This is a genomic window from Pseudomonas sp. Bc-h (assembly GCF_002080045.1).
Classification (GTDB): domain Bacteria; phylum Pseudomonadota; class Gammaproteobacteria; order Pseudomonadales; family Pseudomonadaceae; genus Aquipseudomonas.
Genome location: NZ_MUIN01000003.1, coordinates 46515 through 72534 on the forward strand (window position 1 = coordinate 46515; position 26020 = coordinate 72534).

26 protein-coding genes are annotated in these 26020 nt (G+C 60.0%); 11 read left to right on the forward strand and 15 right to left on the reverse strand.

What is annotated here, in order from left to right:
- Positions 1 to 122 precede the first annotated feature (122 nt).
- On the reverse strand, positions 123 to 2888 hold the full coding sequence (gene polA, locus BWR59_RS04950; RefSeq protein WP_081564537.1) for a DNA polymerase I: 2766 nt from the start codon (positions 2886 to 2888) through the stop codon (positions 123 to 125).
- Positions 2889 to 2962: 74 nt separating this feature from the next.
- On the opposite strand from polA, the gene BWR59_RS04955 reads away from it, so the two are divergent.
- Positions 2963 to 3253, forward strand: coding sequence for a DUF2782 domain-containing protein (locus tag BWR59_RS04955; RefSeq protein WP_081564538.1), 291 nt, complete (start codon positions 2963 to 2965; stop codon positions 3251 to 3253).
- A 34-nt stretch (positions 3254 to 3287) separates the two neighbouring features.
- Positions 3288 to 4238, forward strand: a complete 951-nt coding sequence (locus BWR59_RS04960) for a homoserine kinase (RefSeq protein ID WP_081564539.1) — start codon at positions 3288 to 3290, stop codon at positions 4236 to 4238.
- 122 nt (positions 4239 to 4360) lie between these two features.
- Here BWR59_RS04960 and znuA read toward each other — a convergent pair whose 3' ends face one another.
- On the reverse strand, positions 4361 to 5287 hold the full coding sequence (gene znuA / locus BWR59_RS04965) for a zinc ABC transporter substrate-binding protein ZnuA (protein ID WP_178111213.1): 927 nt from the start codon (positions 5285 to 5287) through the stop codon (positions 4361 to 4363).
- A gap of 66 nt (positions 5288 to 5353) precedes the next feature.
- Here znuA and zur point away from each other — a divergent pair, with 66 nt between their 5' ends.
- The 4 genes from zur to BWR59_RS04985 all read left to right on the forward strand — a co-directional run bounded on the left by zur (position 5354) and on the right by BWR59_RS04985 (position 8293).
- On the forward strand, positions 5354 to 5836 hold the full coding sequence (gene zur, locus BWR59_RS04970) for a zinc uptake transcriptional repressor Zur (protein ID WP_081564541.1): 483 nt from the start codon (positions 5354 to 5356) through the stop codon (positions 5834 to 5836).
- A complete protein-coding gene (gene znuC, locus BWR59_RS04975; RefSeq protein ID WP_081564542.1) occupies positions 5836 to 6648 on the forward strand; it encodes a zinc ABC transporter ATP-binding protein ZnuC in 813 nt (270 codons plus the stop codon). The genes zur and znuC overlap by 1 nt, the downstream gene beginning before the upstream one ends.
- Entirely contained in the window at positions 6641 to 7423 is a 783-nt protein-coding gene (gene znuB / locus BWR59_RS04980; protein WP_081564543.1) for a zinc ABC transporter permease subunit ZnuB, read from the forward strand. The genes znuC and znuB overlap by 8 nt, the downstream gene beginning before the upstream one ends.
- Positions 7424 to 7579: 156 nt before the next feature.
- A complete protein-coding gene (locus tag BWR59_RS04985; protein WP_081564544.1) occupies positions 7580 to 8293 on the forward strand; it encodes a PA5502 family lipoprotein in 714 nt (237 codons plus the stop codon).
- Between the two features lie 146 nt (positions 8294 to 8439).
- Here BWR59_RS04985 and katE read toward each other — a convergent pair whose 3' ends face one another.
- Complete coding sequence (gene katE / locus BWR59_RS04990) at positions 8440 to 10599, reverse strand: catalase HPII (protein WP_081564545.1); 2160 nt, start codon at positions 10597 to 10599, stop codon at positions 8440 to 8442.
- A gap of 393 nt (positions 10600 to 10992) precedes the next feature.
- Between katE and BWR59_RS04995 the strand changes: the two genes are divergently transcribed.
- The 3 genes from BWR59_RS04995 (at position 10993) to BWR59_RS05005 (ending at position 13513) form a co-directional block, all read left to right on the forward strand.
- Positions 10993 to 12000 (forward strand): methionine ABC transporter ATP-binding protein, encoded by a 1008-nt coding sequence (locus tag BWR59_RS04995; RefSeq protein WP_081564546.1) that lies wholly within the window; start codon positions 10993 to 10995, stop codon positions 11998 to 12000.
- The gene (locus BWR59_RS05000; RefSeq protein WP_062386400.1) at positions 12000 to 12674 is read left to right on the forward strand and encodes a methionine ABC transporter permease; all 675 of its coding nucleotides are present in this window, start codon (positions 12000 to 12002) and stop codon (positions 12672 to 12674) included. The genes BWR59_RS04995 and BWR59_RS05000 overlap by 1 nt, the downstream gene beginning before the upstream one ends.
- 65 nt (positions 12675 to 12739) lie before the next feature.
- Positions 12740 to 13513: a MetQ/NlpA family ABC transporter substrate-binding protein gene (locus BWR59_RS05005; RefSeq protein WP_081564547.1), complete on the forward strand. Its 774-nt coding sequence runs from the start codon at positions 12740 to 12742 to the stop codon at positions 13511 to 13513.
- A 169-nt stretch (positions 13514 to 13682) separates the two neighbouring features.
- On the opposite strand, the gene BWR59_RS05010 is transcribed toward BWR59_RS05005, so the two are convergent.
- The 5 genes from BWR59_RS05010 to BWR59_RS05030 all read right to left on the reverse strand — a co-directional run bounded on the left by BWR59_RS05010 (position 13683) and on the right by BWR59_RS05030 (position 17702).
- Entirely contained in the window at positions 13683 to 14315 is a 633-nt protein-coding gene (locus BWR59_RS05010) for an SCO family protein (RefSeq protein ID WP_081564548.1), read from the reverse strand.
- Entirely contained in the window at positions 14312 to 15211 is a 900-nt protein-coding gene (gene cyoE, locus BWR59_RS05015; RefSeq protein WP_081564549.1) for a heme o synthase, read from the reverse strand. Before cyoE ends, BWR59_RS05010 begins: the two co-directional genes overlap by 4 nt.
- A gap of 89 nt (positions 15212 to 15300) precedes the next feature.
- The gene (locus tag BWR59_RS05020) at positions 15301 to 16356 is read right to left on the reverse strand and encodes a COX15/CtaA family protein (RefSeq protein WP_081564550.1); all 1056 of its coding nucleotides are present in this window, start codon (positions 16354 to 16356) and stop codon (positions 15301 to 15303) included.
- Positions 16357 to 16366: 10 nt separating this feature from the next.
- Positions 16367 to 16960, reverse strand: coding sequence for a hypothetical protein (locus tag BWR59_RS05025; protein WP_081564551.1), 594 nt, complete (start codon positions 16958 to 16960; stop codon positions 16367 to 16369).
- A complete protein-coding gene (locus BWR59_RS05030) occupies positions 16926 to 17702 on the reverse strand; it encodes an SURF1 family protein (protein WP_081564552.1) in 777 nt (258 codons plus the stop codon). The genes BWR59_RS05025 and BWR59_RS05030 overlap by 35 nt, the downstream gene beginning before the upstream one ends.
- A gap of 71 nt (positions 17703 to 17773) precedes the next feature.
- Here BWR59_RS05030 and BWR59_RS05035 point away from each other — a divergent pair, with 71 nt between their 5' ends.
- Positions 17774 to 17977, forward strand: coding sequence for a twin transmembrane helix small protein (locus BWR59_RS05035; protein ID WP_081564553.1), 204 nt, complete (start codon positions 17774 to 17776; stop codon positions 17975 to 17977).
- A gap of 79 nt (positions 17978 to 18056) precedes the next feature.
- On the opposite strand, the gene BWR59_RS05040 is transcribed toward BWR59_RS05035, so the two are convergent.
- The 5 genes from BWR59_RS05040 to coxB are packed head-to-tail and all read right to left on the reverse strand — an operon-like array spanning position 18057 to position 22411.
- Positions 18057 to 18941 carry a cytochrome c oxidase subunit 3 gene (locus BWR59_RS05040; RefSeq protein ID WP_081564554.1) on the reverse strand — a complete coding sequence of 295 codons (885 nt, stop codon included), beginning with the start codon at positions 18939 to 18941 and terminating at the stop codon, positions 18057 to 18059.
- A 26-nt stretch (positions 18942 to 18967) separates the two neighbouring features.
- Entirely contained in the window at positions 18968 to 19531 is a 564-nt protein-coding gene (locus BWR59_RS05045) for a cytochrome c oxidase assembly protein (protein WP_081564555.1), read from the reverse strand.
- A gap of 14 nt (positions 19532 to 19545) precedes the next feature.
- The gene (gene ctaD / locus BWR59_RS05050; RefSeq protein WP_081564556.1) at positions 19546 to 21132 is read right to left on the reverse strand and encodes a cytochrome c oxidase subunit I; all 1587 of its coding nucleotides are present in this window, start codon (positions 21130 to 21132) and stop codon (positions 19546 to 19548) included.
- Entirely contained in the window at positions 21129 to 21287 is a 159-nt protein-coding gene (locus tag BWR59_RS32350) for a hypothetical protein (RefSeq protein WP_168184451.1), read from the reverse strand. Before BWR59_RS32350 ends, ctaD begins: the two co-directional genes overlap by 4 nt.
- The gene (gene coxB, locus BWR59_RS05055; RefSeq protein WP_081564557.1) at positions 21284 to 22411 is read right to left on the reverse strand and encodes a cytochrome c oxidase subunit II; all 1128 of its coding nucleotides are present in this window, start codon (positions 22409 to 22411) and stop codon (positions 21284 to 21286) included. The genes BWR59_RS32350 and coxB overlap by 4 nt, the downstream gene beginning before the upstream one ends.
- Positions 22412 to 22830: 419 nt before the next feature.
- Between coxB and BWR59_RS05060 the strand changes: the two genes are divergently transcribed.
- The gene (locus BWR59_RS05060) at positions 22831 to 23484 is read left to right on the forward strand and encodes a hypothetical protein (RefSeq protein WP_081564558.1); all 654 of its coding nucleotides are present in this window, start codon (positions 22831 to 22833) and stop codon (positions 23482 to 23484) included.
- 117 nt (positions 23485 to 23601) lie between these two features.
- Here BWR59_RS05060 and BWR59_RS05065 read toward each other — a convergent pair whose 3' ends face one another.
- A complete protein-coding gene (locus BWR59_RS05065; RefSeq protein ID WP_081564559.1) occupies positions 23602 to 25131 on the reverse strand; it encodes a SulP family inorganic anion transporter in 1530 nt (509 codons plus the stop codon).
- 138 nt (positions 25132 to 25269) lie between these two features.
- Positions 25270 to 26001 (reverse strand): carbonic anhydrase, encoded by a 732-nt coding sequence (locus BWR59_RS05070; RefSeq protein ID WP_081564560.1) that lies wholly within the window; start codon positions 25999 to 26001, stop codon positions 25270 to 25272.
- Positions 26002 to 26020 lie beyond the last annotated feature (19 nt).

Genomic DNA, 26020 nt, shown 5'->3' on the forward strand with positions numbered 1-26020 from the left:
CAATCACGACTTCCAGGCGAACGCTCTGTGACAGCGCGGCTTGCCGGCGGTAGCGATCCCGAAGCCGCCACCGCCGGCAAGCCGTACCGCTACCGGACCGGCCGCAGTTGATCAAATGATGATCAATGCGCCTCATCCCAGTTATTCCCCACACCCACTTCCACCAGCAGTGGCACGTCCAGGTCCGCGGCGCCGCTCATGTGCACGCGGATTTCCTGGCTGATCTGCTCGACCAGATCCTCACGCACTTCCAGCACCAGTTCGTCGTGGACCTGCAGAATCACGCGAGCATCGAGACCTGAGCTTTCCAGCCAGCCGTTCACTGCCACCATCGCACGCTTGATGATGTCCGCCGCCGTACCTTGCATCGGCGCGTTGATCGCCATGCGTTCGGCACCTTTGCGCAGGGCCTGGTTCTTGGCATTGATATCCGGCAGGTACAGGCGACGACCGAAGATGGTCTCGACGAAGCCTTGCTCGGCCGCCTGCGTGCGGGTGCGTTCCATGTATTCGAGCACGCCGGGATAGCGCGCGAAGTATCGATCGACGTAAGCCTGCGACTGCTTGCGGTCGACGCCGATCTGCTTGGCCAGACCGAACGCGCTCATGCCGTAGATCAAACCGAAGTTGATCGCCTTGGCGCTGCGGCGCATGTCATTGGTCACCTCCGGCAACTCCACGCCAAACACTTCGGCCGCCGTCGCACGGTGGACGTCCAGGTCGTTGCGGAAGGCATGCAACAGACCTTCGTCCTTGGCCAGGTGCGCCATGATCCGCAACTCGATCTGCGAGTAGTCCGCAGCCAGCAGCTTGTAGCCCTTCGGCGCGACGAAGGCCTGACGGATCCGGCGGCCTTCTGCTGTACGGATCGGGATGTTCTGCAGGTTAGGATCGCTGGAGGACAAGCGCCCTGTCACCGCTACTGCCTGATGGTAGGAGGTGTGAATACGGTTGGTGCGCGGGTTAATCTGTTCAGGCAAACGGTCGGTGTAAGTGCTTTTCAGCTTACTCATCGAGCGGTACTGCATCAGTACCTTGGGCAGCGGGAATTCCTGCTCGGCCAGTTCTGCCAGCACTGCTTCGGCCGTCGAAGGCTGGCCGGTGGCGGTCTTGCTGATGATCGGCATGCCGAGTTTTTCGTAGAGGATCACCCCTAGCTGTTTCGGCGAGCCGAGGTTGAATTCCTCACCAGCAATGGCAAAGGCTTCACGCTCAAGCTCGGTCATCTTGTTGCCCAGCTCGACGCTCTGAATGCCCAGCAGCTTGGCGTCGACCAGCGCGCCCTGACGCTCGATGCGCGCCAGGACCGGCATCAGCGGCATTTCGATGTCGTTCAAAACCGGCGCCAGCGTTGGGGTCTTGTCGAGTTTTGCCTGCAGGACTTCATGCAGGCGCAGGGTCAGATCCACCTCTTCGGCGGCGTAGGTCCCGGCCTGCTCCAGCGCGATCTGATCGAAAGTCAGCTGCTTGGCGCCCTTGCCGGCGATGTCCTGGAAGTTGACCGGTGTGTGATCCAGATACTTGGCCACCAGGCTGTCGCGATCATGGCGAGTCGCCGTTGAGTCGAGCACGTAGGATTCGAGCATGGTGTCGAACTTCACACCCTGCACGCTGATGCCCTGATTCTGATCGCCGCCTATTGCGCAGTTCGCCAGCAGGTTGATCGCGAATTTGGCGTGCTGGCCGACCTTGATTTTGCTCGCGTCCTCCAGCATTGGCTTGACCGCCTTGAGCACGGCGTCGCGTTCCAGTTGCTGAGGCACGCCCATATAGGAGTGGGTCAGCGGGATGTAACAGGCTTCGTGAGTCTTGATCGCGAACGACAAGCCGACGATCTGGGCGCGCTGAGCATCGGTGCCGTTGCTCTGTACGACGAAGGCGAACAGCTTGGCGGCTTCGAGCTTCTTCAACCACGCGTCGAACTGGGTTTGCTCGAGAATCAGCTCGTATTGGGCCTCGATGATTGGCGCAGCTTCTTCGACAGGCGCGATCTCGGTACCTTCCTGCTTGGCCTCACGCTGCAAATCGGTGATCCAGCTCTTGAACTCAAGCTCGGTGTACAACGCCAGCAAGGCTTCGCGGTCAGGTTCGCCGCAATGCAGCGCGTCCAGTTCGATATCCAATGGCACGTCGACCTTGATGGTCGCCAGCTGATAGGAAAGGAAAGCCATGTCCCGGTGCTCTTCTAGCTTGGCCGGTAGCGTTTTAGCGCCGCGGATCGCCAGCGTAGGAACCTTGTCGAGGTTTTCATACAGCTCTTTCAAGCCGCCATTGATCCCGACCAGCAGACCCGCCGCGGTTTTTTCGCCCACGCCGGGAACGCCGGGGATGTTGTCGACTTTGTCGCCCATCAGAGCGAGATAATCGATGATGTGCTCAGGACCGACGCCAAATTTCTCTTTCACGCCAGCCACGTTCAGCACGCTACCGGTCATGGTGTTGACCAAGGTAATGTGCCCGTCGACCAACTGAGCCATGTCCTTGTCGCCGGTGGAGATGATCACCGGGCGGTCGGCCGCAGCACTGCTGCGCGCCAGAGTGCCGATCACGTCATCGGCCTCAACGCCTTCGACACACAGCAGCGGGTAACCCAGACCCTTCACGCAATTGTGCAGGAAGTCGATCTGTACGCGCATGTCATCGGGCATGCTCGGGCGATTGGCCTTGTACTCGGCGAACATTTCGTCGCGAAAAGTCCCGCCCTTGGCGTCGAACACCACGGCGAACGGGCTTTCGGGATACTGTTTGCGCAGGCTCTTGAGCATGTTCAGCACGCCCTTGACCGCACCGGTAGGCAGGCCCTTGGACGTGGTGAGTGGCGGCAGCGCGTGGAAGGCGCGGTACAGGTAAGAAGAACCGTCCACCAGGACGAGGGGCGCGAGACTCATGTGCAGGATCAACCTTTTCGGCGGGGTCGGCGCTAGAATGCGAGGACCGTTGACGACAAAGGAACAAGGTTATCATGCGTACGCTAAATCGCCTGTTACTGGTCAGCCTGGCAGCAGCTTGCCCCTTGGTGGTGGCTGCGGCCGACGATGAGGCGCCCTCGCCGGAACCTGATGTCACGATCCGCAAGGACGGTGACAATTTCATTCAGGAGTACAAGGCGAACGGCTTCGTTTATGCGGTAAAAATCACGCCGAAGTACGGCAAGCCGTATTATCTGGTACGCGCCGACGGCACAAGCGGTCAGTTCATTCGTTCGGATCAACCGGACATGCTGATACCCCAATGGGTACTATTCAGCTGGTAACGCCCTACATTCACTTTTTGCTGGCAGTGTTCATATGTCCGTTTTTACTCCCCTGGCTCGGCCCGAGCTGGAAGCTTTTCTCGCCCCGTACGGGCTCGGCCAACTGCGTGATTTCCAAGGCATCGCAGCCGGAAGTGAAAACACCAACTTCTTCATCAGCATGGAACACGGCGAGTTCGTGCTGACACTGGTCGAGCGCGGCCCGGTGCAGGAAATGCCGTTCTTCATCGAACTGCTGGATGTCCTGCACGAAGCCGATTTGCCAGTGCCGTATGCCTTGCGTACCACGGACGGCCAGGCACTGCGTGAACTCAAGGGCAAACCGGCACTGCTGCAACCGCGCCTGTCGGGCAAACATCCTACCGAGCCCAATACCCAACACTGCGCCCAGATCGGTGAGCTGATGGCGCACATGCATCTGGCGACCCGGGAAAAGCCCATCGAGCGCATAACCGACCGTGGTCTGAACTGGATGCTGGAAGAAGGCAGCAATTTCATTTCGCACCTGGGCGAGGCCGAAGGCGCGCTGCTGAAGCAGTCCGTCGAGGAAATAGAGCGCACGAAACCCGGAATCATGTCATTGCCACGCGCCAATGTGCACGCCGACCTGTTTCGCGACAACACGTTGTTCGAAGGCACGCACCTGACGGGCGTGATCGACTTCTACAACGCCTGTTCCGGCCCGATGCTGTACGACGTGGCGATTGCCGTGAATGACTGGTGTTCGTTCGAGGATGGCAAGATCGATGCCCCACGCGCTCGTGCGATGTTAGGCGCCTACGCGGCACTGCGCCCGTTCACTGCTGCCGAAGCCGAGCTGTGGTCGACCATGCTGCGCGTGGGTTGTGTGCGGTTCTGGTTGTCGCGCCTGATCGCTGCCGAGAGTTTTGCCGGTCAGGACGTGCTGATCCACGACCCGTCTGAATTCCGCCAGCGCCTGGAACAGCGTCAGGAAACGCATATTCCGTTGCCGTTTGCGCTGTAAGCATCAGACCTGTAAGCGCTCAAGCCGCCGATTCTGTAGCCGTCCGGCTTGCCGGCGGCTGCGATCCTGAAGCTGCGAACGCCGGCAAGCCGGACGGCTACAGCGATATCACGCGTTGAGGGTTACAAACTCTCAAGACACCCCGCCAGGTCATCCGCCAGCTTGCTCAGCAACTGCTCGTAGCCTTGAGCGGTAGCGGGGGTGTATCCGCCCAGACCATCAAGCTCCGCCAGCTTTACCGGCAACCCCGCACTCAGCGTGTCTGCCAGACGTGGACGCAGCGGGGGCTCGCTGAACACGCAGGTCTTGCCGTATTCAGCCAACCGCGCGCGCATGGCGGCGACGTGCTGGGCGCCGGGCTGCACTTCACTGCTGACGGCGAACACTCCAGCATGCTTGAGCCCGTAGGCCTCTTCGAAATAATCGAAGGCCTCGTGGAAGACGAAATATCTCTTGTCGGCAATGCCTGCCACGCGTTGTTTGATTTTCGCGTCCAGCGCATCCATTCGATCATCGAACGCCTTGACGTTGCTGTCATAACGCGCGGCATTGGCTGGATCGGCCTGACTCAGGTCAGCCGCCATCTTCGCTGCGATTACCCGCGCGTTGACCGACGACAGCCACAAATGCGCGTCGACGCTGCCCGGGCGGTGATCATGGTCATGTTCGTCCTCATCGCCATCATCGTCATGGTGATCGCTGCTGGCGGTGAAGTGCCGCAAATGCATGCCCGGCAACGACTGAACCGGAACCGATGCCTTGCTTCGGCCCGCCAGCACGCGCGGCAGGAAGGTTTCCATGTCCGGGCCGATCCAGTAGAGCAGGTCGACGTCCTGAACACGCCGTACGTCGGAAGGGCGCAGTGCGTAATTATGAGGCGATGCCCCCGGTGGCAGGAGGACTTCCGGCACCGCGACGCCGTCCTGAACGGCCGCTGCAATCAGCTGCAGCGGCTTGATGCTGGTCAGCACGCGAACTTCGGCCTGGGCGGAAGCAATTGCGGAAATACCGGTGATGAATACGACAAAAAGTAAAAAAAGTCGGGACACGATGACCACTCATGGGGGCAGGAACGGGTAACATAATAACGTCTCTCTCAATAGTCGTCGCCGCCCATGTCTAAAACACCACTGGCCAGTCGCCCCCACGATCACTCTCATTGCGTGCACAGCGCACTCGCCGAAGCCGATGCCCTGTGCGCTGGCAAAGGCCTGCGCCTGACCGCTCTGCGTCGTCGCGTACTGGAACTGGTCTGGCAAAGTCACAAGCCGCTGGGCGCGTACGACATCCTTGCTGTATTGAGCGAGGAAGACGGTCGTCGTGCCGCCCCGCCCACGGTTTATCGCGCGCTGGACTTCTTGCTGGAGAACGGCCTGGTGCACCGCATTGCGTCGCTGAACGCCTTCGCGGGCTGTAATCACCCGACTCACGCGCATCAGGGGCAGTTTCTGATCTGCCGCGAGTGCCACGCCGCCATTGAGCTGCAGCACGGGGCAATCAGTTCGGCCATCGTCAACGCAGCCAACGAGGTCGGCTTTGACGTAGAAGCCCAGACCGTCGAAGTCGTCGGTGTGTGTGCCGGTTGCAAGGCCGCCTGATGAGCGACGCACTGATCCGCCTGAAGGACGTCAGCGTCACTCGCGCCGGCCAGAGCGTGCTGGAAAACATCCAGCTGAGCGTCAGTCCCGGCGAGATCGTCACGTTGATCGGACCGAACGGCGCAGGCAAGACCACGCTGGTACGCGCAGTGCTCGGCCTGCTCAAGCCAGATTCGGGTGAAGTCTGGCGCAAGCCGAGATTGCGCGTCGGCTATATGCCGCAAAAGCTTCACGTCGATCCCACCCTGCCGCTGTCAGTCCTGCGTTTTCTGCGGCTGGTGCCGGGTGTAGATCGTGAAACCGCACTAGCCGCGCTGGTTGAAGTCGGCGCCGAAAAGGTCATCGACAGCCCGCTGCAAGGCATCTCCGGCGGCGAGATGCAGCGGGTTCTGCTTGCCCGCGCGCTGCTGCGTGAGCCCGAGCTGCTGGTCCTCGACGAGCCTGTGCAGGGCGTCGACGTTGCAGGTCAGGCCGAGCTGTACGCGCTGATCACCCAACTGCGCAATCGCCACAAGTGCGGCGTGCTGATGGTGTCCCACGATCTGCATCTGGTGATGAGCACCACCGATCAGGTGGTCTGCCTGAATCGCCACGTCTGTTGCTCCGGTCACCCCGAGCATGTGAGCAACGATCCGGCGTTCGTCGAGCTGTTCGGCCAGCACGCGCCGAGTCTGGCGATCTATCACCACCATCACGACCATGCCCACGATCTGCACGGCGAGGTTTGCCAACCGGCGCCCGCCTCCGATCACAACCATGATCACACCCATTCCCACAATCATGACCACGGGGACAGCTGCAAGCATGGCTGATTTTTTACTCTATGCCTTGCTCGCAGGCCTTGCTCTGGCGGTAGTGGCTGGCCCTCTCGGGTCTTTCGTGGTCTGGCGGCGGATGGCCTATTTCGGCGATACGCTGTCCCACGCCGCACTCCTCGGCGTGGCGCTGGGCTTTCTGCTGGACATCAGCCCGACCATCGCAGTGACGGTGGGCTGTCTGCTGCTGGCGATCCTGCTGGTGACCTTGCAACAACGCCAGCCACTGGCTTCGGACACACTGCTGGGCATTCTTGCGCCGAGCACGCTGTCGCTGGGTCTTGTGGTTCTGAGCTTCATGCGTGAAGTGCGAATCGACCTGATGGGTTATCTGTTCGGCGATCTGCTTGCGATCAGTCCCACCGATCTGGCCTGGATTCTTGGCGGCAGCGCGGCCGTGCTGGTGCTGGTCTGCGCGCTGTGGCGGCCGCTGCTGGCGATCACCGTGCACGAAGAACTGGCCACCGTCGAAGGTCTGCCGGTGGCCGCCCTGCGCATGACACTGATGCTGCTGATCGCCGTCGTCATCGCCGTCGCGATGAAAATCGTTGGCGTTCTGCTGATCACCTCGCTGCTGATCATTCCGGCAGCTGCGGCACAGCGTCACGCCCGTTCGCCCGAGCAAATGGCCTTGGGCGCCAGCTTAATCGGCATACTCGCCGTGTGCGGCGGGTTGGCGTTGTCCTGGTTCAAGGACACCCCTGCGGGCCCGTCGATCGTAGTCTGCGCCGCCGCACTATTTCTGCTGAGCTTCGTTTTGCCGAAGCGGTAGAACCTTGTGCCGGAAGAACAGTCATACTCCGCAATAATTGAATGGCGGCAATATGCAATGACCTGCGCGGGGCCGCCGATGGTCATCAGTTATTTTCGGTGCAAGGCACTTATGTGTAGACTTGCTCGTTTTTTGCGCAAATAGAGAATCGCAGGAATGAAGCCGTTCGCCTCCCGTTATCTGCTGCTTGCTGCATTTTCCGTCCTGTTGGTCGCCTGCCAGAGCAAGCCTGTCGAAGAGCCCGCGCCTGTCGCGCCGCCCGATGCGTACCAGCAGCTGGAGCAGAATATTGCAAGCAGCGAGCTGGCCACCGCTGAAGATCAGTTGGCAGCGCTGCAAGGCAAAAATGCTGATGATCCGCGCCTGGAGCAGTACCAGCGCCAGTTGGCCGAAGCGTATTTGAGCCGCAGCCAGATCGTGCTGCAGAAGGGTGATGTCAACGCCGCAGCCACTGCGCTGAGCCGTGCCCGGGCGCTGATGCCCAAGGCTCCGGCATTGACCAGTGGCGTCAACGGCGCCATCGCCAATGCGCGCAAGGCCGAGCTGGACAAGGCCGAGGCCGAGCTGAGGGCGGCTGAGGCCAAGCGCACAGCCAGGATCATTGATCCAAGCATTGAAAGCACGACCATCGAGTTGAAAATCACTGACTCGAAGCAATTGCGTCGACAGTTGAATGACATCGCAGCTGACGTTACCGCGTTCAATTGCGACGTAATCGTTCAGGTCCCACGCACGGATGATTACCCATGGCTGGCAACCTTGCTGACCAAGCGTGTGGACAAGATCAACCCGGATTTCGAATTGCAGATCCAGCGTCAAATCGAGAAAACCGAGCCTGCGCAGATCATTCTGAAACCCGCCAAGCTCTGATCAAAATTTGATCAACAAAAAAGGCGTTGCCCTCACAGGCAACGCCTTTTTTATTGAGAATTTCCCTAGCCACTGCTGCCCATGTGGGAGGGACCGTCGTAACCGCCGATCCCTCCCACGGTCATCCTCTGGCCTCGAACGTAAATTCAGGCCGGAATCGCCTTGGCTTTCGGCTCCCGCGCCCAAACCCGGTGCTGCTTGATAGCATCGAAGAACGCGGCGAACGACTTGCTATCCGAGACTGCCAACAGCCCTGCGTCAGCTTCCAGCCGCAGGAGATCGATCAGCTCTTTGGCTTCCCCTGCGTAGGCGATGGCTTTCAGGTGCTTGTAGGCCTCCAGCACGTAATGCAGCGCCACGCCGTTCCCACTCAAGGCTTTCACCGAAGCAGCGCCGCCCGGGATGAAAACAGCATCAAATGCAATTGATGGCAGACCTTCAGCCGAGGCATCTACAGCCAGCATTTTCCCTCCTGCCGTTTTCACCGGCGCCGAGGTAGGGCCGAGGATCTTGGCGTGAGCGGCTTCAGCTTCCAGCGCGGCTTTCATGGCTGCCACCGCTTTGTCGTCCACGCCGTCCGCCACCAGAATCGCTACTTTGCGCGAGGCGATGTCGCCGGACAGCAGGTTCACCTGGCTAAGCAAAGGCGACTTATCCACCGTCGGCTTGCCAGTCTTCTGCGCCTTGACGGTCGGACCCTTAGGCGCGGGCAGGCCGAGGTTGGCAGCTACACGGGTGGCCAGCGTCATGTCGATATTGGCCAGGATCTCATTCACTTCGCGAGCGCGAATATGTTCGCGTTCGACCTTGCCCAACTCGAAGCTGTAGGCCGCGATGATGTGCTCTTTCTCGTGTTCGCTCATGCTGTTGAAGAACAGCGTGGCCTGAGAGAAGTGATCGCCAAACGAAGGGCTGCGCTCACGCACCTTGTGCGCTTCGACACGCTCCTGGTATGTCTCGAAGCCGCCATCTTCGGGGCCTGCAGGTGTCTCTTTCGGCCAGCCGCCATCAATGGAGTTAGGCTCGTAGGACGCCCGGCCCTTGTCGATGGTCATGCGATGCTGTGCATCACGCTGGCCGCTGTGGTTCGGCGAAATCGGACGGTTGATCGGGATCTCGTGAAAGTTCGGCCCGCCCAGTCGGCTGATCTGAGTATCGGTGTAGGAAAACAGACGTCCCTGCAGCAAGGGGTCATTGGAGAAGTCGATACCGGGCACCACGTGGCCGGGGCAGAACGCGACTTGCTCGGTCTCGGCGAAATAATTGTCAGGGTTGCGGTTGAGCACCATTTTCCCGAGTGGCGTCACAGGCACCATTTCCTCAGGGATGATCTTGGTTGGGTCGAGCAGGTCGAAATCGAACTTGTGCTCGTCCTCTTCAGCCACGATCTGTACCCCAAGCTCCCATTCGGGATAGTCACCCGACTCGATGGACTCCCACAAATCGCGGCGATGGTAGTCGGTGTCCTTACCCGCCAGTTTCTGCGCCTCGTCCCACAGCAGCGAGCACGTGCCGTACTTGGGCTTCCAGTGGAATTTCACGAACGAGGATTTACCTTCGGTATTGATCATGCGGAAGGTATGAATGCCGAAGCCCTGCATGCTGCGAAGGTTCTTGGGAATGGCCCGGTCAGACATGGCCCACAGCACCATGTGCGCGGACTCGGGCACCAGCGAAACGAAATCCCAGAACGTGTCGTGAGCCGAGCCGCCAGTGGGAATCTCGTTGTGCGGCTCAGGTTTTACCGCGTGCACGAAGTCCGGAAACTTGATCGCGTCCTGGATGAAAAATACCGGCATGTTGTTGCCGACCAGGTCGTAGTTGCCTTCGGCGGTGTAGAACTTCACCGCAAAGCCACGCACGTCACGCACGGTATCGCCGGAGCCGCGCGGCCCTTGAACAGTGGAAAAACGCACGAACACCGGGGTTTTCTTTCCCGGATCGCGGAGGAATTCGGCTTTGCTGAGTGCTGAATGATTCTCGTAGCTCTGGAAGTACCCATGGGCAGCGGTACCGCGAGCGTGAACGATGCGCTCTGGAATACGCTCATGGTCGAAGTGCGTGATCTTCTCACGCATGATGAAGTCTTCGAGCAACGACGGGCCACGGTTGCCTACTTTCAGCGTGTTCTGATTATCGGAAACCTTTACGCCCTGATTGGTGCGCAGGGCCTGGCCGGTAGCGTCGGAGCGAAACTGCTCCAGGCTTTCGATCTTTTCATTAGTGTTGCCCCGATCCAGTGTATCGGTGCCTGCCAGGTCGCTTTTGGGTGTCGGACTTACAGGTGCTGGTTTCTTCGTAGCCATCAGTCTAAAACTCCTCGGTTCAGGCAGCTCTTTTCTCGTTCTTCCGTGGGGAAAGTCGGTATGAGCTCGTAAGCAGGAATCTCCTGATTAATTCAGGGGGGAAATCCCGGCGCTTAAGTAGTGACTGAGGATAAAAACGGCCGTTCCGTGTTTTTTCAGACCTTTGGTCTAACGTTGCATCACCTGCCCGTGACTCGCCGTTATGACCGTTCGGCAGGTGCGGTGCTAAATAAATGCTAAGAAATCTGGGCCCAACCCCGGCCTGACAGGCTAAAATGCGCGCCCGGTTTATCCAGCCGAGGCGGTCAGCGGCTCAATCTCGCCGGTCGCCCCAGCAGCGTTCGAGACTTTTCTCACGCTGAACTTCTACCGCGCCCCCACAAGGTTCGCTACGTGATCGAGTTTCAAAACGTCCATAAAACCTATCGGGTTGCCGACAGGGAAATTCCCGCGCTGCACCCCACCAGCCTGCGGGTCGAAGACGGCCAGGTATTTGGTCTGATCGGCCATTCCGGTGCGGGCAAAAGCACCATGTTGCGGCTGATCAATCGTCTGGAAGCGCCAAGCGGCGGCAGGATCCTGGTCGACCACGTCGATGTCACCGCACTGGACGCCGATGGTCTGCGTGGCTTTCGTCGTCAGGTCGGGATGATCTTCCAGCACTTCAACCTGCTGTCTTCCAGGACCGTGGCCGATAACGTCGCCATGCCGCTGACCCTGGCCGGTGACATGTCCCGTGCGCAGATCGACCAGCGAGTGGCCGAGTTGCTGGCCCGGGTCGGTCTGTCCGATCACGCGAAGAAATACCCGGCGCAGCTCTCCGGCGGCCAGAAACAGCGCGTCGGTATCGCCCGTGCCCTGGCGACCAAACCAAAGATTCTGCTGTGCGACGAGGCCACCAGTGCCCTCGACCCGCAGACCACGGCTTCGGTGCTGCAACTGCTGGCCGAAATCAACCGTGAGCTGAAGCTGACCATCGTGCTGATCACCCACGAAATGGACGTGATTCGTCGCGTCTGCGATCAGGTTGCCGTGATGGACGCCGGCGTCATCGTCGAGCAAGGCGCGGTGGCCGATGTGTTCCTGCATCCGAAGCACCCGACCACTCGCCGTTTCGTGCAGGAAGACGAGCAGGTCGACGAGAACGATCAGAACAGCGACTTCGCTCATGTTCAGGGGCGCATCGTGCGTCTGACCTTTCAGGGCGAAGCGACCTACGCGCCGCTACTCGGAACCGTCGCCCGGGAAACCGGCGTGGACTACAGCATCCTGGCTGGCCGCATCGACCGCATCAAGGACACTCCTTACGGGCAACTGACGCTCGCCATCACTGGCGGCGACATGGACGCCGCGTTCGCCCGCTTCACTGCGGCTGACGTTCACATGGAGGTCCTGCGCTGATGGATACCCTGATCAATCTGTTTTCCAACGTCGACTGGTACGAAATCTGGGTCGCCACCGGCGATACCCTGATCATGCTCGGCGTGTCCCTGGCCTTCACCGTGCTGCTCGGCCTGCCTCTGGGCGTGCTGATGTTCCTCACTTCGCCCCGCCAGCTGCTCGAGAACAAACCGGTGTACGCCACGGTCGGCCTGATCGTGAACATGCTGCGGGCCTTGCCGTTCATCATCCTGCTAATCGTGATGATGCCGCTGACCGAAATCATCACCGGCACTTCGCTGGGAATTCTCGGCACACTGCCGCCACTGATCGCCGGCGCCACGCCGTTCTTCGCCCGCCTGGTAGAAACCGCGCTACGTGAAGTGGACCGCGGGATCATCGAAGCGATTCAGGCGATGGGCGCCACCACACGGCAGATCATCGTCAAGGCGCTGCTGCCTGAAGCGCGTCCGGGCATTCTTGCAGCGATCACCGTCACCGCGATTGCGCTGGTGTCGTTTACCGCCATGGCGGGTGCCGTGGGCGCAGGCGGTCTGGGTGACCTGGCGATTCGCTACGGATATCAGCGCTTCCAGAACGATGTGATGTTCGTGACGGTCGTATTGCTGCTGGTGCTGGTGCAGATTCTGCAAACCGTGGGCGACAGACTGGTCGCGCACTTTTCACACCGTTAACCGATTTCGCCGGTCATTGACCGGTAAATGCGCGCCGAACAGCGCGCATTTCAAGGAGTAGAACCATGAAGAAGCTGTTGGCCGTATTCGCTGCAGTGGCTGCATTTTCGGCCCATGCCGATGAAACCCTGACCGTCGCGGCCACCGCCGTGCCGCACGCCGAGATTCTCGAATTCGTCAAACCGGCACTGGCCAAAGAAGGCGTGACGCTGAACGTGAAGGTCTTCAACGACTACATTCAGCCCAACGTGCAGGTCGACCAGAAGCGCATGGACGCCAACTTCTTCCAGCACCAGCCGTATCTGGACGAGTTCAACAAGGGCAAGGGTACGCATCTGGTGAGCGTGGCCAAGGTCCACGTCGAGCCGTTCGGTGCCTATTCGGACAAGATCAAGAACCTCGCCGACCTGCCTGATGGCGCAACCGTGGCCCTACCAAACGATGCGACCAACGAAGGCCGCGCGTTCCTGTTGTTGGTCAAAGCCGGTCTGATCACGCTGAAGGACCCGACCAGCATCACTGCCAAACCGAGCGATGTGCAGCAGAATCCGAAAGCGCTGAAATTTCGCGAACTGGAAGCCGCGACCCTGCCGCGCGTGCTGACTCAGGTCGACCTGGCGCTGATCAACACCAACTACGCGCTGACCGCCAAGCTCGATCCGACTAAGGATGCGCTGATCATCGAAGGTCAGGAGTCGCCATACGCGAACATTCTGGTGACCCGCGAGGACAACAAGGATTCGCCAGCCATCCAGAAACTGGTCGCCGCGTTGCACAGCCCAGAAACCCGGGAGTTCATCGAGACCAAGTACAAGGGTGCCGTGGTTCCGGCGTTCTGATCGAACGCGGTGCTCGCCGCAGCTCTGACTGCTACAGGTCTGATGTTGGATGATCGTTCCCACGCTCCGCGTGGGAACGCCGATCAGGTCGCTCTGCGCCCACTGTGGCGCGGAGCGTCATAGGATGCATGCCCACCCGGAGTGTGGGAAAGATCATCCATCCTGCCTTTTACTTCCTCTGCACCAACCCCGGCAATTGCGCCACCAGCTTCTGGTTGTTCAACGGCGCGCGGATGAAACCGCGTTGGGTGCCATCGGGACCGAGGAGGGCGAGGTTGCCGCTGTGGTCGACGGTGTAGTTCGGCTTGCTGGTATCCGCCGGAATGAACGGAATGCTCACCGCATTCGCCAGCTTCTGAATGCTGTCCACTGGCGCGGTCAGGCCCACGAACTGTTTATCGAAATAGCCCAGGTAGGTCTTGAGCTGCTGCGGCGTATCTCGATTGGGGTCGACGCTGACCAGGACGATGCGCAATTTGTCCACGGCCTCTTTCGGCAGTTCGCTTTTGATCTGACGCAATTGGGCGAGGGTGGTCGGGCAGATGTCCGGGCAGAAGGTGTAACCAAAGAACAGCAGCGTCCACTTGTCTTTCAGGCTGTCCAGCGACACCGGCTGACCATCCTGATCGGTCATTTTCAGGTCAGGCACATTGCGGCTTTGCGGCAGCAGAATCACACCCGCATCGATCAGCGCGGTCTGGTCGCCCTGACCCTTGCCAGACAGCACTCGGTTGACAGTCAGGCCCAGCACCACCGCAACGATGGCCACGAGAATGAAGACGGTTTTTTGGGTTCGGGTCATAAATTCAACAATAAGTAGTGATCTACGAGCAGCGCGATGAACAGCAGCAGCAAGTACCAGATCGAGTACTTGAAGGTGTTGATCGCGGCGTGCGGCCGGCTGCCACGGTACAACACCACAGCCCAATGCAGAAAGCGAATCCCCAGCACACTGGCGCAGGCCAGGTACAGCACCCCGCTCATCTTGATCACGAAGGGCATCAGGCTCACTGCCAACAACACGCAGGTGTAGAGCACGATATGCAGCTTGGTGTAATGCTCGCCGTGGGTCACCGGCAACATCGGGATCTTGGCCTTGGCGTATTCCTCCTTGCGATGAATCGCCAGCGCCCAGAAGTGCGGCGGCGTCCAGGCGAATATGATCAGCACCAGCAGCAACGGCTCGGCCGTGACGTGCCCGGTGACAGCGACCCAGCCGAGCATGGGCGGCGCGGCACCGGCCAGACCGCCAATGACGATATTCTGTGGCGTCGCACGCTTCAGGAAGCCGGTATAGATCACCGCGTAGCCAAGCAGCGACGCCAGGGTCAGCCACGCGGCCAGCGTGTTGGTGAAGGTAAGCAACAGCGCTTGACCACTGATTGCCAACAGCGCGGCAAAGGTAAGGGCCGCTGCAGGCGAAACGCGGCCTTCGGCGATGGGGCGCTTATGGGTCCGAGCCATCAGGGCATCGATGCGCCGGTCCACCACATGATTGACCACGGCTGCACCACCGGCGCACAGCGCAATCCCCAGATTGCCGAACACCAGTACCACCCACGGCACGCCAGCCCGAGTGGCGAGAAACATGCCCACCAGCGAGGTGATCAGCATCAGTACCAGAACCTTGGGCTTGGTCAGCTCCAGATAGTCCCGCCACAGCGCCTGGCGATGCTGCTCGCCGGTGGTGGTTGTCATCCGCTTGTTTCCTTCTCTGATCGAACGTAAAAAAAGCCACTCCCGGCATACCGAATCTTTGCTGCAGAAGTGAGCTCAGTGCTTCAATCTCAACGATGTGGCCCCAGGTGAAGAAGCACATGGGCGTGTTGCCAGAAGCTGGGAGCGTGTCTTCGTGAGGTTGCATACAACGGCCGAACCCGGTAGTTGATCAGGGTCATGGTCAGCATCAACGCTGCGCCCCCAGCGTTATGAGCGACAGCCGTTGCCAATGGCAGGTGGTACAGCACATTGCTGACGCCCAGCCCGACCTGAACACCCAGCGCCAGCACCAGCAAACCCGCCAGGCTTTTGAGGCCGGCGCGATGCATCTGCCAGGCCAGCGCAAGCAATGAGAGCGTCACTAGCACTGCGCCGATGCGGTGGGTCAGGTGAATCGCAGTTCGCGCGGTGCTGTCCAGCTTGCCACCGAGATAATTGGGGCCGATGTGCTGGGTCAGATGAAAGCCATTGGCGAAGTCGGCCTCCGGCCACCACTGACCCTGACAGGTCGGCAGGTCTGTGCAGGCCATGGCCGCGTAGTTGGAGCTGACCCAGCCGCCGAGGGCGATCTGCAGCCCCACCAGCACCAGACCGACCGCCGCCAGACGCCGCAAGCGCGGGCCAATCTGCGGCATCGGCGAGAACGCCCCACTCAGGCGAAGCGTCAGCAGAAACAACAGGCTAAGCGTCGTGATGCCGCCCAGCAAATGCGCCGTGACCACCTGCGGCCAGAGCTTGAGCGTTACCGTCCACATGCCGAACGCGGCCTGTGCGAACACTACCCCCACTAATGCCAACGGCAGCCCCACCGGTTGATCGACGAAATGCCGCCGATGCCAGGCCTGCACGCCGAGCATCATGATCATCAGCGCCAGACCACCCGCGAAATAGCGATGGACCATCTCGTTGCGACCCTTGTGCTCTTCCACCGGAGCATCTGGAAAATGCAGCTCGGCATGAGCCAGCTGCACCTCGCTCTTGGGCACGCTGATGAAGCCATAACAGCCGGGCCAGTCAGGGCAGCCAAGGCCGGCATGGGTCAGTCGGGTGTAGGCGCCGAGCAGCACGACCACCAGCGCCAAGCCGGTTGCAAACAGTGCGAGACGAAATCCGGGCCTGGTCATCATGACCCCCTTATCCGATGTTCGACAGTTTCAGCAATTGGCGCAGATCGTTGAGCAAGTCCTTGCCGTTGACCTGCGCGCCATAGCGAAGCACGAGATTGCCGTGAGGATCGACGATCCACAGTTGCGGCAGGTCAACGCCCGGCGCCGTGCGCTGGTAGCGCTTGAGGTCCAGCGGGTAACGTTGCAGCTGCGGATATTCGCGGGTCAGTTTGGCGTCGTACTCGGGATCGAGCGGCTGAGTGGTGGTCAGCGCATGGCTGGCGCGGGAGGCATCACGCCCCAGCCCGATCTGCACCTGCCGCGCCAGATACACCAGTTGCTGGCAGTCGGCTTCGCATTGGTCGGGCGCGGTCACCAAGAGCTGCCAGCGTTTCTCGTCGGCCTGCACGCCCAGTTCGGTGCGGCTCTCGCCATTGCCGATCAGTTCGCCATGAAAGCTGCGACTGTCCGGCACCCAGAACTTGAACTTGTACATGCTGGTGGCCAGGATCATCGGCCCGAGCGCTACCAGCAGAACCAGAATCAGCTGCAACCGCCCTCGACGCCGATTCTTCGGCGGCCGGGTTTCAGACATGCTGGCTGGATTCATCGCTGTTCCCATGCGGTTTCTCCTTCTTTTTATTTTTTTGGTCAGTGCGCTTGGCAATCCGAGGCTGGCTGAAGCTGAGATACAGATAAAGCCCGACCAGCGCCGTGGCCATGGCGAACCACTGCACCGCATAGCCCAGATGCTTTTCCGGGCTCATGGCGACTACCGGCCAGTCGGTGCGATAGGCCGCCGGCCCTGCTTCGAGCCGCAGTTCATGGGCAAAGCCTTCGCGACTCAGCTCCGGCCAGACCTTGGCCGGGTCCATCGCCGTGACCAGTTTCGGCCAACTGCCGCTCTGCGCATCGGGGTGCAACTGGAAGGTCGCGCCTGGAGACAGGTAAACCCAGGCGTCCAGATTCAGCGATTGCGCAGGGGTATCGAATACCGGCGGTGTACGTCGGTCCGGCCAGGGCAACCAGCCGCGGTTGACCATCAGCCACAGGCCGCTCGACTGGTCATGAAAGGGCTGAATCAATTCGACGCCAGCCTTGCCGTCACGGGTGCTGTTATCCAGTAGGAGGCTGTGCTCGGCATCGAAGCTGCCGCGCAGCTGGACCCGGCGATAAGCAGGATCGGCAGTGGTCGGCAGTAACTCGGCGGACATCGGCGGCGCGGCCCGGCGCTCGGCATAATTGGCGAGCATGACGCGCTTTTCCTCACCCCGATTAAATTGCCAGCAGCCCAGCGAGATCAGCACCGGCAGCAGCACAAGGACCACCAGCGTGGGCGCAATGCCAGGCCGAAAGCGCTTCATTACGCTTCCCGCGCCTGCTGACGAGCCACACCTATACTCCCTTGCATAGCGTTTGCTCCCGGAGTTACCCGATGCTCAAAGCGGCCATTGTTTTTATGCTCATCGCCACGGTGGTCAGTCTGTTCAGCGGCCTGTTCTTTCTGGTCAAGGACGACGCGTCATCCACCCGGCTGGTCAAGGCGCTCACCGTGCGCGTGACCTGCGCCGCCATCACCTTGGTGTTGATCGCCTATGGGTATTTCAGCGGGCAGCTTGTCTATCACACGCCCTGGTAAAAACCTCACCCACACTGATATCCACCTTTAGCACCGACCTGTGGGAGGGGGCTTTGCATTCATCCCGCGGACATCGCCTTCAAAGCACATACACAAATACGAACAACCCCACCCAGACCACATCCACGAAGTGCCAGTACCAGCTCGCCGCCTCGAATCCGAACTGATGCTCGGCATCGAAATGTCCGCGCATGATCCGCATCAACATCACAAATAGAATGATCGTGCCGATGGTCACGTGGGCGCCGTGAAACCCCGTAAGCATGAAGAAGGTCGCGCCATATATGCCCGAGCCCAGAGTCAGGCCCAGTTCGGTATAGGCCTCGTGATATTCCTTGGCCTGCAGCGACAGAAAGGCGATGCCCAGCAGAATGGTCAGCGCCAGCCACAGCTTCAAAGCGCCGCGATGGCCCTTTTTCAAAGCGTGGTGAGCGATGGTCACCGTGACACTGGAACTGACCAGCAGCACGGTGTTGATCAAGGGAAGATGCCACGGATCGATGATTTCCCTGGGCGGCGGAAACATCTTCGGATCGGGCGTGTGCAGCAACGGCCAGGTGTACTGAAAGTTCGGCCACAGCATGTGCGCAATGCCTTTCGGTCCTTCGCCACCCAACGCCGGGCCCGCTACGTTGCGCACATAAAACAGCGCACCAAAGAACGCCACGAAAAACATGACTTCCGAAAAGATGAACCAGCTCATGCCCCAGCGGAACGAACGGTCCATCTGCGCGCTGTACAGCCCCGCCCGGCCTTCCTTGATTACCGTACCGAACCAGCCAAACATGATGTAGGCGACGATCAGCCCGCCAATCGCAAAGAAGATCGGCCCGTGGGATTCACGTCCTGCCTTCATGTCGATGAACCAGGTGCCCAGGCCGTACATGGTGATGAACATGCCGACCGTAGCGATGATCGGCCATTTGCTCTGCGCCGGAACGTAGTAATGCTCATGCGTTGCCATCTTCTGAATCTCCTCGGCCCGGAGGCCTAGCCACCATTTGCCGCAACAGGGCGGGCGACCGGTGGCATGCGAGCGGTGATATCGAACAGCGTGTAAGCGAGCGTCAGGTGTTTCACATCTTTGGGCAGGTCGCGATCGACGATGAAGCGCACTGGCATTTCGATGCGTTCGCCCGGTTGCAGCATTTGTTGGGTGAAGCAGAAGCATTCGGTCTTGTGGAAGTAAACCGCGGCGGTGCTCGGCGAGATGCTCGGGATCGCCTGCGCGGTCATCGGCTTGTTGGTCGGGTTCTGCGCCACGAACAGCATTTCGCTGACCGCGCCAGGGTGCACGGTCAGTTCTTCAGCCTTGGGGAAAAAGCCCCAGCTCATGTCGGCATTGTTGGTCGCCAGAAACTGCACCCGCACCTGGCGACTGTCATCGACCTGCTGGGTTTGCGTGTACTGGTCCCCGGTCTTGCCATTGATGCCCAGCGCCTTGCACATCACGTCGTAGAGCGGCACCAGCGCGAATCCGAAGGCGAACATCGCCACCACCAATATCAGGAGGCGGGTCACGAGTCGCTTGTTCGGGCGCAGCGTGTCGCTCATCTCACTTCACTCCCTCACTTGACTTCTGGTGGTGTCACGAAGGTGTGATACGGCGCAGGCGAAGGCACGGTCCACTCCAGCCCATCGGCACCATCCCAGGGTTTGGCCGGGGCCGGCGGGCCGCCACGGATAGTCTTGATCACGATGAACAGGAAAAAGATCTGGGTCGCGCCGAAGGTAAAGGCGCCAATCGACGAGACCATGTTGAAGTCGGCGAACTGCAGGTTGTAATCCGGCACCCGACGCGGCATTCCGGCCAGCCCCACGAAATGCATCGGGAAGAACGCCATGTTCATGCCGATGAAGGACAGCCAGAAGTGCAGCTTGCCCAGGGTTTCGTCGTACATGTGGCCTGTCCATTTCGGCAGCCAGTAATAGGCCGAGGCGAAGATGCCGAAGATCGCGCCCGGGACCAGCACGTAATGGAAGTGCGCGACGACGAAGTAAGTGTCCTGGTACTGAAAGTCAGCCGGTGCGATTGCCAGCATGAGCCCGGAGAAGCCGCCGATGGTGAACAGAATTACAAACGCCACGGCGAACAGCATTGGCGTCTCGAAGGTCAGTTCGCCCTGCCACATCGTGCTGACCCAGTTGAATACCTTCACCCCGGTTGGCACGGCAATCAGCATGGTGGCGTACATGAAGAACAGCTCGCCCACCAACGGAATGCCGACCACGAACATGTGGTGCGCCCAGACGATGAACGACAGGAAGGCGATGCTCGCCGTGGCGTAGACCATGGAGGTGTAGCCGAACAGCGGTTTGCGCGAGAACGCCGGGATGATCGAACTGACCGCGCCGAATGCCGGCAGGATCATGATGTATACCTCGGGATGCCCGAAAAACCAGAACACATGTTGGAACAGCACCGGATCACCGCCGCCGGCGGCGCTGAAAAAACTGGTGTGGAAGTGAATGTCCATCAGCATCATGGTCACGCAGCCCGCCAATACCGGCATCACAGCGATCAACAAAAACGCTGTGATCAGCCAGGTCCAGACGAACAGCGGCATTTTCATCAGGGTCATCCCGGGTGCGCGCAGGTTGAGGATGGTTGCGATGACATTGATCGCCCCCATGATCGAACTGATGCCCATCAAGTGGATGGCGAAGATGAAGTAGGTGACGCTTTCCGGTGCGTAGGTGGTGGAGAGCGGGGCGTAGAAGGTCCATCCGAAGTTCGGTCCGCCGCCCGGCGTGAACAAAGTCGAGACCAGCAGCAGAAAGGCGGCGGGCAGCAACCAGAAACTGAAGTTGTTCATGCGCGGCAACGCCATGTCCGGGGCGCCGATCATCAACGGGATCATCCAGTTGGCCAGCCCGACAAAGGCCGGCATCACCGCGCCGAACACCATCACCAGCCCGTGCATGGTGGTCATCTGGTTGAAGAAGGCAGGCTCGACGATCTGCAAGCCGGGCTGGAACAGTTCTGCACGTATCACCATGGCGAACGAGCCGCCCAGCAGGAACATGCAGAAGCTGAACCACAGGTACAGCGTGCCGATGTCTTTGTGGTTGGTGGTCAGCACCCAGCGCATCAGGCCCTTGGCCGGACCATGCACATGGCCTTCGTGGCCATGGTCGTCAATCACTGCGCTCATGTCCTGTCTCCTGCGAAACGCTGACGGGTATTCAATCTTGCGGGCGGCAATTCGATGTAGCTGCACGACTTGCCAGCGATAGCGATCTCAAGGCCGCCACCGCCGGCGAGCCGGGCTGCTACAGGAGGCACGGCGGGAATCAAAAAAGCGTTCATTTCGCCTCCGCCTGTTTCAGTGCAAACACGTCTTTGGGCGTGACCATGTCGCCCTTGTTATTGCCCCACGCGTTGCGCTCGTAGGTGACGACTGCGGCGATATCGACTTCCGACAGCTGCTTGCCGAACGCCGCCATCGCCGTGCCTGGCCGACCGTGGAATACCGTGGAGAGGTGTTCTTCTTTCGGACCCATCACGGTTTTCGAGCCCTTGAGCGCCGGGAACATCGGCGGCAGCCCCTGACCTTCAGCCTGGTGACAGGCCACACATGTCGTGTGATAAACCTTGTCGCCCTGAGCCACCAACTCCTCAAGCGTCCATTCCTTGCTGGTCAGCTCCTTGAGCTTGGCGGCTTCTTCCTTGCGACCGGCAAGCCAGGTGTCGTAGTCGGCCTGCGTCTTGGCCTCGACCACGATCGGCATGAAGCCGTGGTCCTTGCCGCACAGTTCAGAGCATTGCCCACGATAGATGCCCGGCTTCTCGATCCGGGTCCAGGCCTCGTTGACGAAGCCGGGAATGGCGTCGCGCTTGACCGCAAAAGCAGGCACCCACCAGGAATGGATGACGTCGGCGGCCGTCACCAGAAAGCGAATTTTCACGCCTACCGGGACCACCAACGGCTGATCCACCTCAAGCAGGTAGTGCTCGCCCTTGGTTTCCTTGTTGTGGATCTGGTCGGCGGGGGTCGCCAGGTTGCTGAAGAATTCGACGTCCTGACCCAGGTACTTGTAATGCCACTTCCACTGGTAACCGGTGATCTGGATATCCAGACCCGATTCCGTGCTGTCGTACATTTGGATCAAGGTCTTGGTGGCGGGGATCGCCATGACGATCAGGATCAGCAACGGCACGACGGTCCAGAGGATTTCCACCGTGGTGCTTTCATGGAATTTCGCGGCAACCTGTCCGGTCGAGCGGCGATGAACGATCATCGACCAGAACATCGCACCGAACACGATGATCCCGATCACCACACATATCCAGAAAATGGTCATGTGCAGATCGAAGACTTCGTGACTGACCTCGGTCGCTCCAGGTGCCATATTCGTGGTCCAGGCGGCGTGTGCCTGGCCGAATATCGACCACAACAGGAGGCCCATCCAGACGTGTGGATGTCGCATCATTGCGGTTTCCCCTCTTGTTCTTCTTATTAGCCAGCAGTCATTTCAGGCGGGGTGAACACCGTGCCGTGCGCAGCGGCGTTCACAAGTGCCTGTGCGGGCGAGGGAGCGGTCGGGTAAGTGGCTAGAGGACCGGGGCCAAGCCTGCGTCACATTCCAGTTGCATCAGCAAACTCATCACAAACCCGAGTATAGACACGGCCAAACGGTGCGCAATGCAGTGGAGATTCCGCGAAACCCAGCTATACGCACGCGCATTTACGAGAAAATTCAGGATCAATGCGGGAAAACTGGCCTTTTAATAGCGGATGCACATAACTATGAAATTGTTATGACAATTACGTCTTAGCGACGTTGATAAGCAAGCTAACGTATGACTTCCCTATAATGACAGCCTGGTTTTATTGCCCTATGGAGCATTCATGAACACCGCCGCATTGCGCGAGCAGATCACACGAGCACAGGAACACGAGACCCAGACCGGTCAGTTATTGCGCCAACTCGAATTGCAGCTTCCCCATTTGCACCCTGCCATCCATCTTCCCGATGTCGACGCGCGAGGTGTGCTGACGCGTTTTGTGATCGCCTACATCGAACAGGTCCCGGATTTGCTGGACGCCGCCCACGACGTGGCACTGCAAGCCGGGATCGATAGTCAGATCAAACCCGTCCTGAAAATCGCCGAACAGTTTTTCAGTGCACCGCCCGCCATCATGGCTGGTCATGAAGGTCTGGATGGCCTTCTGGACGAAGCCTATCTGGCGCATCGTCTGGTAGAAGAGGTGAATGACCTGTACATCGTGCACTTCGGCCAGCCGCTGATTCCGGTGAACACCACTGTGGCCAGCGTCATTGCCCATCAACTGATTGGTGAGGACTTCGCCAACCAGCTTGATGAAGTGGTGCATCACGCCATCGACGAGTTGCTCGGCGAAGACAGCTTTTCGCTGGAGTCGGTGGAGGCCTATCGAGACCAACTCGTCAGCCCGGATACCGAAGCTGCGTGGAAACGCTGGCCAAGCCTGTCGCGCCAACTGGGCGTGGGGCTTGAGATGGAATGCACGAAGGATTTATAGGGCTGCTGGCGGCATATGACCTGTAGCAGGCCGGCTTGGCGGCGGTAGCGATCACAAGATTGCCACCGCCGGCAAGCCGGACTGTCACCGAATGTTCCCAGTCGGGCTAATCAATGCTCAATGCAACGCCGCCCCACCAATCGACGTCCGAATCCGCCCCTCTACCCGGCGCTTGAGCAGACGCTGCTCCAACAGCAGCCGCGAGCCCTGTGCGGCATTGGCACGACCCCATTCCTCCAGCAACTCAAGGCAGGAATGGTCGATGTAGCTGAGGTTGCTCAGTGGCACATGCAGCGTAGTGCCGGGCGGTACTGCGCCCAGTGCCTGAGTCAGCGCAGGCACTTTAAGAAACGTCGCGGCACCATTCAGACGCAGCTCCATCTCGCCCTCGGCTTCCAGATCCACCAGATTGATCTTCAGCCGCGAAGCGTTCAGCGCCAGCTTCACCAGGGTCAGACCAAAGCCGATCAACACGCCGGTCAACAGGTCCGTGAGGATGATCGCGCTCGCTGTCGCGCCGTAGATAAACATCGGCATGCGGCCATAACGGCCCAGACCGCGCAGCGCCTTGAGATCTACCAACTTCACGCCGGTGTAGACCAGCACACCCGCCAGACTCGCCACCGGAATGCTTTGCAGCACGCTGGACAGCAACAACACGAACGCCAGCAGCCACAGACCGTGGAACATTGCCGACATGCGCGTCTTGGCACCGGCCTGCACGTTGGCCGAGCTGCGCACGATCACGCCGGTCATCGGCAGCGCGCCGACCAGGCCGCAGAGCATGTTGCCGACGCCTTGGGCGCTGAGTTCCTTATCGAAATCCGAACGCTGGCCGTCATGCATCCGGTCAACGGCGGCAGCCGACAAAAGCGTTTCGGCGCTGGCAATGAATGCCACAGCGATGGCCGCAATCAGGATCGCAGGGTCGGTCAGGCTCAACAGATCCGCCGGACGCAACCAATCGATCGCGTCTGCAAGATTGGCCGGGACTTCAACGCGCTTGACCTGGAGGTTCATCACCAGGCTCACGACTGTGGCGATGCCTACACCGAGGAGGGCGCCGGGCACGAAGCGCAAAGCGTGAGGGCGGCGCTTTTCCCAGAGCCACATGACCGCGATAGTCCCTAGGCCCAGAAGCCCGGCCTGCATGCCGCTGCCCGGCCCTATGGCACCGAACAGGGTTTCGGGGAAAGCGATCAGGTTATCCAGCCCCGAAGGTTTCGGACCGCTGTCGAACATTACATGGGCCTGAGACAGCACGATCAGTACGCCAATCCCCGCGAGCATCCCGTAGACCACCGCAGGCGCGGTCACGCGGAACCAGCAGCCAAGCTTGAGACGCCCGGCCACCAGTTGCAGCAACCCGGCGAGCAGCAGGATCGGCCCGAGCATTGCCATGCCGTGCTCACGCACCAGTTCGAAAACCAATACGGCAAGACCTGCCGCCGGGCCGCTGACCTGCAAGGGAGAGCCGGCCAGCCAACCCACCACAAGGCCGCCGATGATGCCGGTGATCAAACCTTTGGCGGGCGGCATGCCAGAGGCGATGGCGATCCCCATGCACAGCGGCAGGGCGACCAGAAAAACCACCACGGAAGCCAGCAGCTCCCGTGGCAATAAAGACTTCAGATCTGTAGTAGCCATGACGACTCTCCGGAGATTCTTCAGACGTGACAACGCCCGACGGCACGCGCAATGCGCGGCCGCTACGAGCTTGAATGAGGTGTGAACCGTCAGTGGTGACGCGGATTCAACGGCCTTGCGGCCGGTTTCAACCCGTGATCAGTAACGTTTTCGTGGCGTTGCCATCGGAGTGGCGTTGTCGCCATCCAGAGGAAGGAAGGTTCCCTGCTCGGCATCGTAAGCGCGAATCGCGCAGGTCTCGATGTCATACACCCAGCCGTGAATGAACAGCTGGCCGGCCGCGATCTTGGACGCTACGGAAGGGTGAGTCTGCAGATGACGCAGTTGCGCGATGACGTTCTCTTCTGTGAGGACGTGCATCGTTTCGTGTTCGCCCGAGCAATTGCAGTTGTCCTGGACCACGGTTCTGGCGACTTCGGCGTGACGCAACCAGGCCTTTACGGTGGGCATCTTTTCCAGGGTGTCCGGATTGAGTACTGCACGCATGGCGCCACAGTCGGAATGCCCGCAGACGATGATGTGATGCACACCCAGCGCCATGACAGCGTATTCGATGGCCGTGGAAACGCCGCCGTTCATGGGGCCATACGGCGGAACCACGTTGCCGACGTTACGGGTGACGAATAGGTCGCCGGGGGAGCTTTGAGTGATGAGTTCGGGGACGATGCGCGAGTCGGCGCAAGTGATGAACATAGCGCGGGGCTGCTGAGCCGTAGCGAGCTTTTTGAAGAGTTCTTCCTGTTGCGGGAAGACGTCGTGGCGAAAATGCTTGAAGCCATCAACGATGTGCTTGAGGGCCACATCGGCGGATTCTGCCTCGGCCAAGGCGCCCGGGGTTGTAACCTGGGGCCGTTTATCCATGTCTGTCATGTCTCATCCTCTTTGACGG

Excerpts from the sequence above, each read along its gene's own strand:
- BWR59_RS05045 (WP_081564555.1), bottom strand. The coding sequence starts at position 19,531 with ATGAGCGACACGCTGCGCCCGAACAAGCGACTCGTGACCCGCCTCCTG.
- BWR59_RS05010 (WP_081564548.1), bottom strand. The coding sequence starts at position 14,315 with ATGACCCGAACCCAAAAAACCGTCTTCATTCTCGTGGCCATCGTTGCG.
- BWR59_RS05060 (WP_081564558.1), top strand. The coding sequence starts at position 22,831 with ATGAACACCGCCGCATTGCGCGAGCAGATCACACGAGCACAGGAACAC.
- katE (WP_081564545.1), bottom strand. The coding sequence starts at position 10,599 with ATGGCTACGAAGAAACCAGCACCTGTAAGTCCGACACCCAAAAGCGAC.
- BWR59_RS05065 (WP_081564559.1), bottom strand. The coding sequence starts at position 25,131 with ATGGCTACTACAGATCTGAAGTCTTTATTGCCACGGGAGCTGCTGGCT.
- znuB (WP_081564543.1), top strand. The coding sequence starts at position 6,641 with ATGGCTGATTTTTTACTCTATGCCTTGCTCGCAGGCCTTGCTCTGGCG.
- cyoE (WP_081564549.1), bottom strand. The coding sequence starts at position 15,211 with ATGACAACCACCACCGGCGAGCAGCATCGCCAGGCGCTGTGGCGGGAC.
- BWR59_RS04960 (WP_081564539.1), top strand. The coding sequence starts at position 3,288 with ATGTCCGTTTTTACTCCCCTGGCTCGGCCCGAGCTGGAAGCTTTTCTC.
- coxB (WP_081564557.1), bottom strand. The coding sequence starts at position 22,411 with ATGATGCGACATCCACACGTCTGGATGGGCCTCCTGTTGTGGTCGATA.
- BWR59_RS05035 (WP_081564553.1), top strand. The coding sequence starts at position 17,774 with ATGCTCAAAGCGGCCATTGTTTTTATGCTCATCGCCACGGTGGTCAGT.
- zur (WP_081564541.1), top strand. The coding sequence starts at position 5,354 with ATGTCTAAAACACCACTGGCCAGTCGCCCCCACGATCACTCTCATTGC.
- BWR59_RS04985 (WP_081564544.1), top strand. The coding sequence starts at position 7,580 with ATGAAGCCGTTCGCCTCCCGTTATCTGCTGCTTGCTGCATTTTCCGTC.
- polA (WP_081564537.1), bottom strand. The coding sequence starts at position 2,888 with ATGAGTCTCGCGCCCCTCGTCCTGGTGGACGGTTCTTCTTACCTGTAC.
- BWR59_RS05070 (WP_081564560.1), bottom strand. The coding sequence starts at position 26,001 with ATGACAGACATGGATAAACGGCCCCAGGTTACAACCCCGGGCGCCTTG.
- BWR59_RS05030 (WP_081564552.1), bottom strand. The coding sequence starts at position 17,702 with ATGAAGCGCTTTCGGCCTGGCATTGCGCCCACGCTGGTGGTCCTTGTG.
- ctaD (WP_081564556.1), bottom strand. The coding sequence starts at position 21,132 with ATGAGCGCAGTGATTGACGACCATGGCCACGAAGGCCATGTGCATGGT.
- BWR59_RS05040 (WP_081564554.1), bottom strand. The coding sequence starts at position 18,941 with ATGGCAACGCATGAGCATTACTACGTTCCGGCGCAGAGCAAATGGCCG.
- BWR59_RS05005 (WP_081564547.1), top strand. The coding sequence starts at position 12,740 with ATGAAGAAGCTGTTGGCCGTATTCGCTGCAGTGGCTGCATTTTCGGCC.
- BWR59_RS05025 (WP_081564551.1), bottom strand. The coding sequence starts at position 16,960 with ATGGGAACAGCGATGAATCCAGCCAGCATGTCTGAAACCCGGCCGCCG.
- znuC (WP_081564542.1), top strand. The coding sequence starts at position 5,836 with ATGAGCGACGCACTGATCCGCCTGAAGGACGTCAGCGTCACTCGCGCC.
- BWR59_RS32350 (WP_168184451.1), bottom strand. The coding sequence starts at position 21,287 with ATGAACGCTTTTTTGATTCCCGCCGTGCCTCCTGTAGCAGCCCGGCTC.
- BWR59_RS05020 (WP_081564550.1), bottom strand. The coding sequence starts at position 16,356 with ATGACCAGGCCCGGATTTCGTCTCGCACTGTTTGCAACCGGCTTGGCG.
- BWR59_RS04955 (WP_081564538.1), top strand. The coding sequence starts at position 2,963 with ATGCGTACGCTAAATCGCCTGTTACTGGTCAGCCTGGCAGCAGCTTGC.
- BWR59_RS05000 (WP_062386400.1), top strand. The coding sequence starts at position 12,000 with ATGGATACCCTGATCAATCTGTTTTCCAACGTCGACTGGTACGAAATC.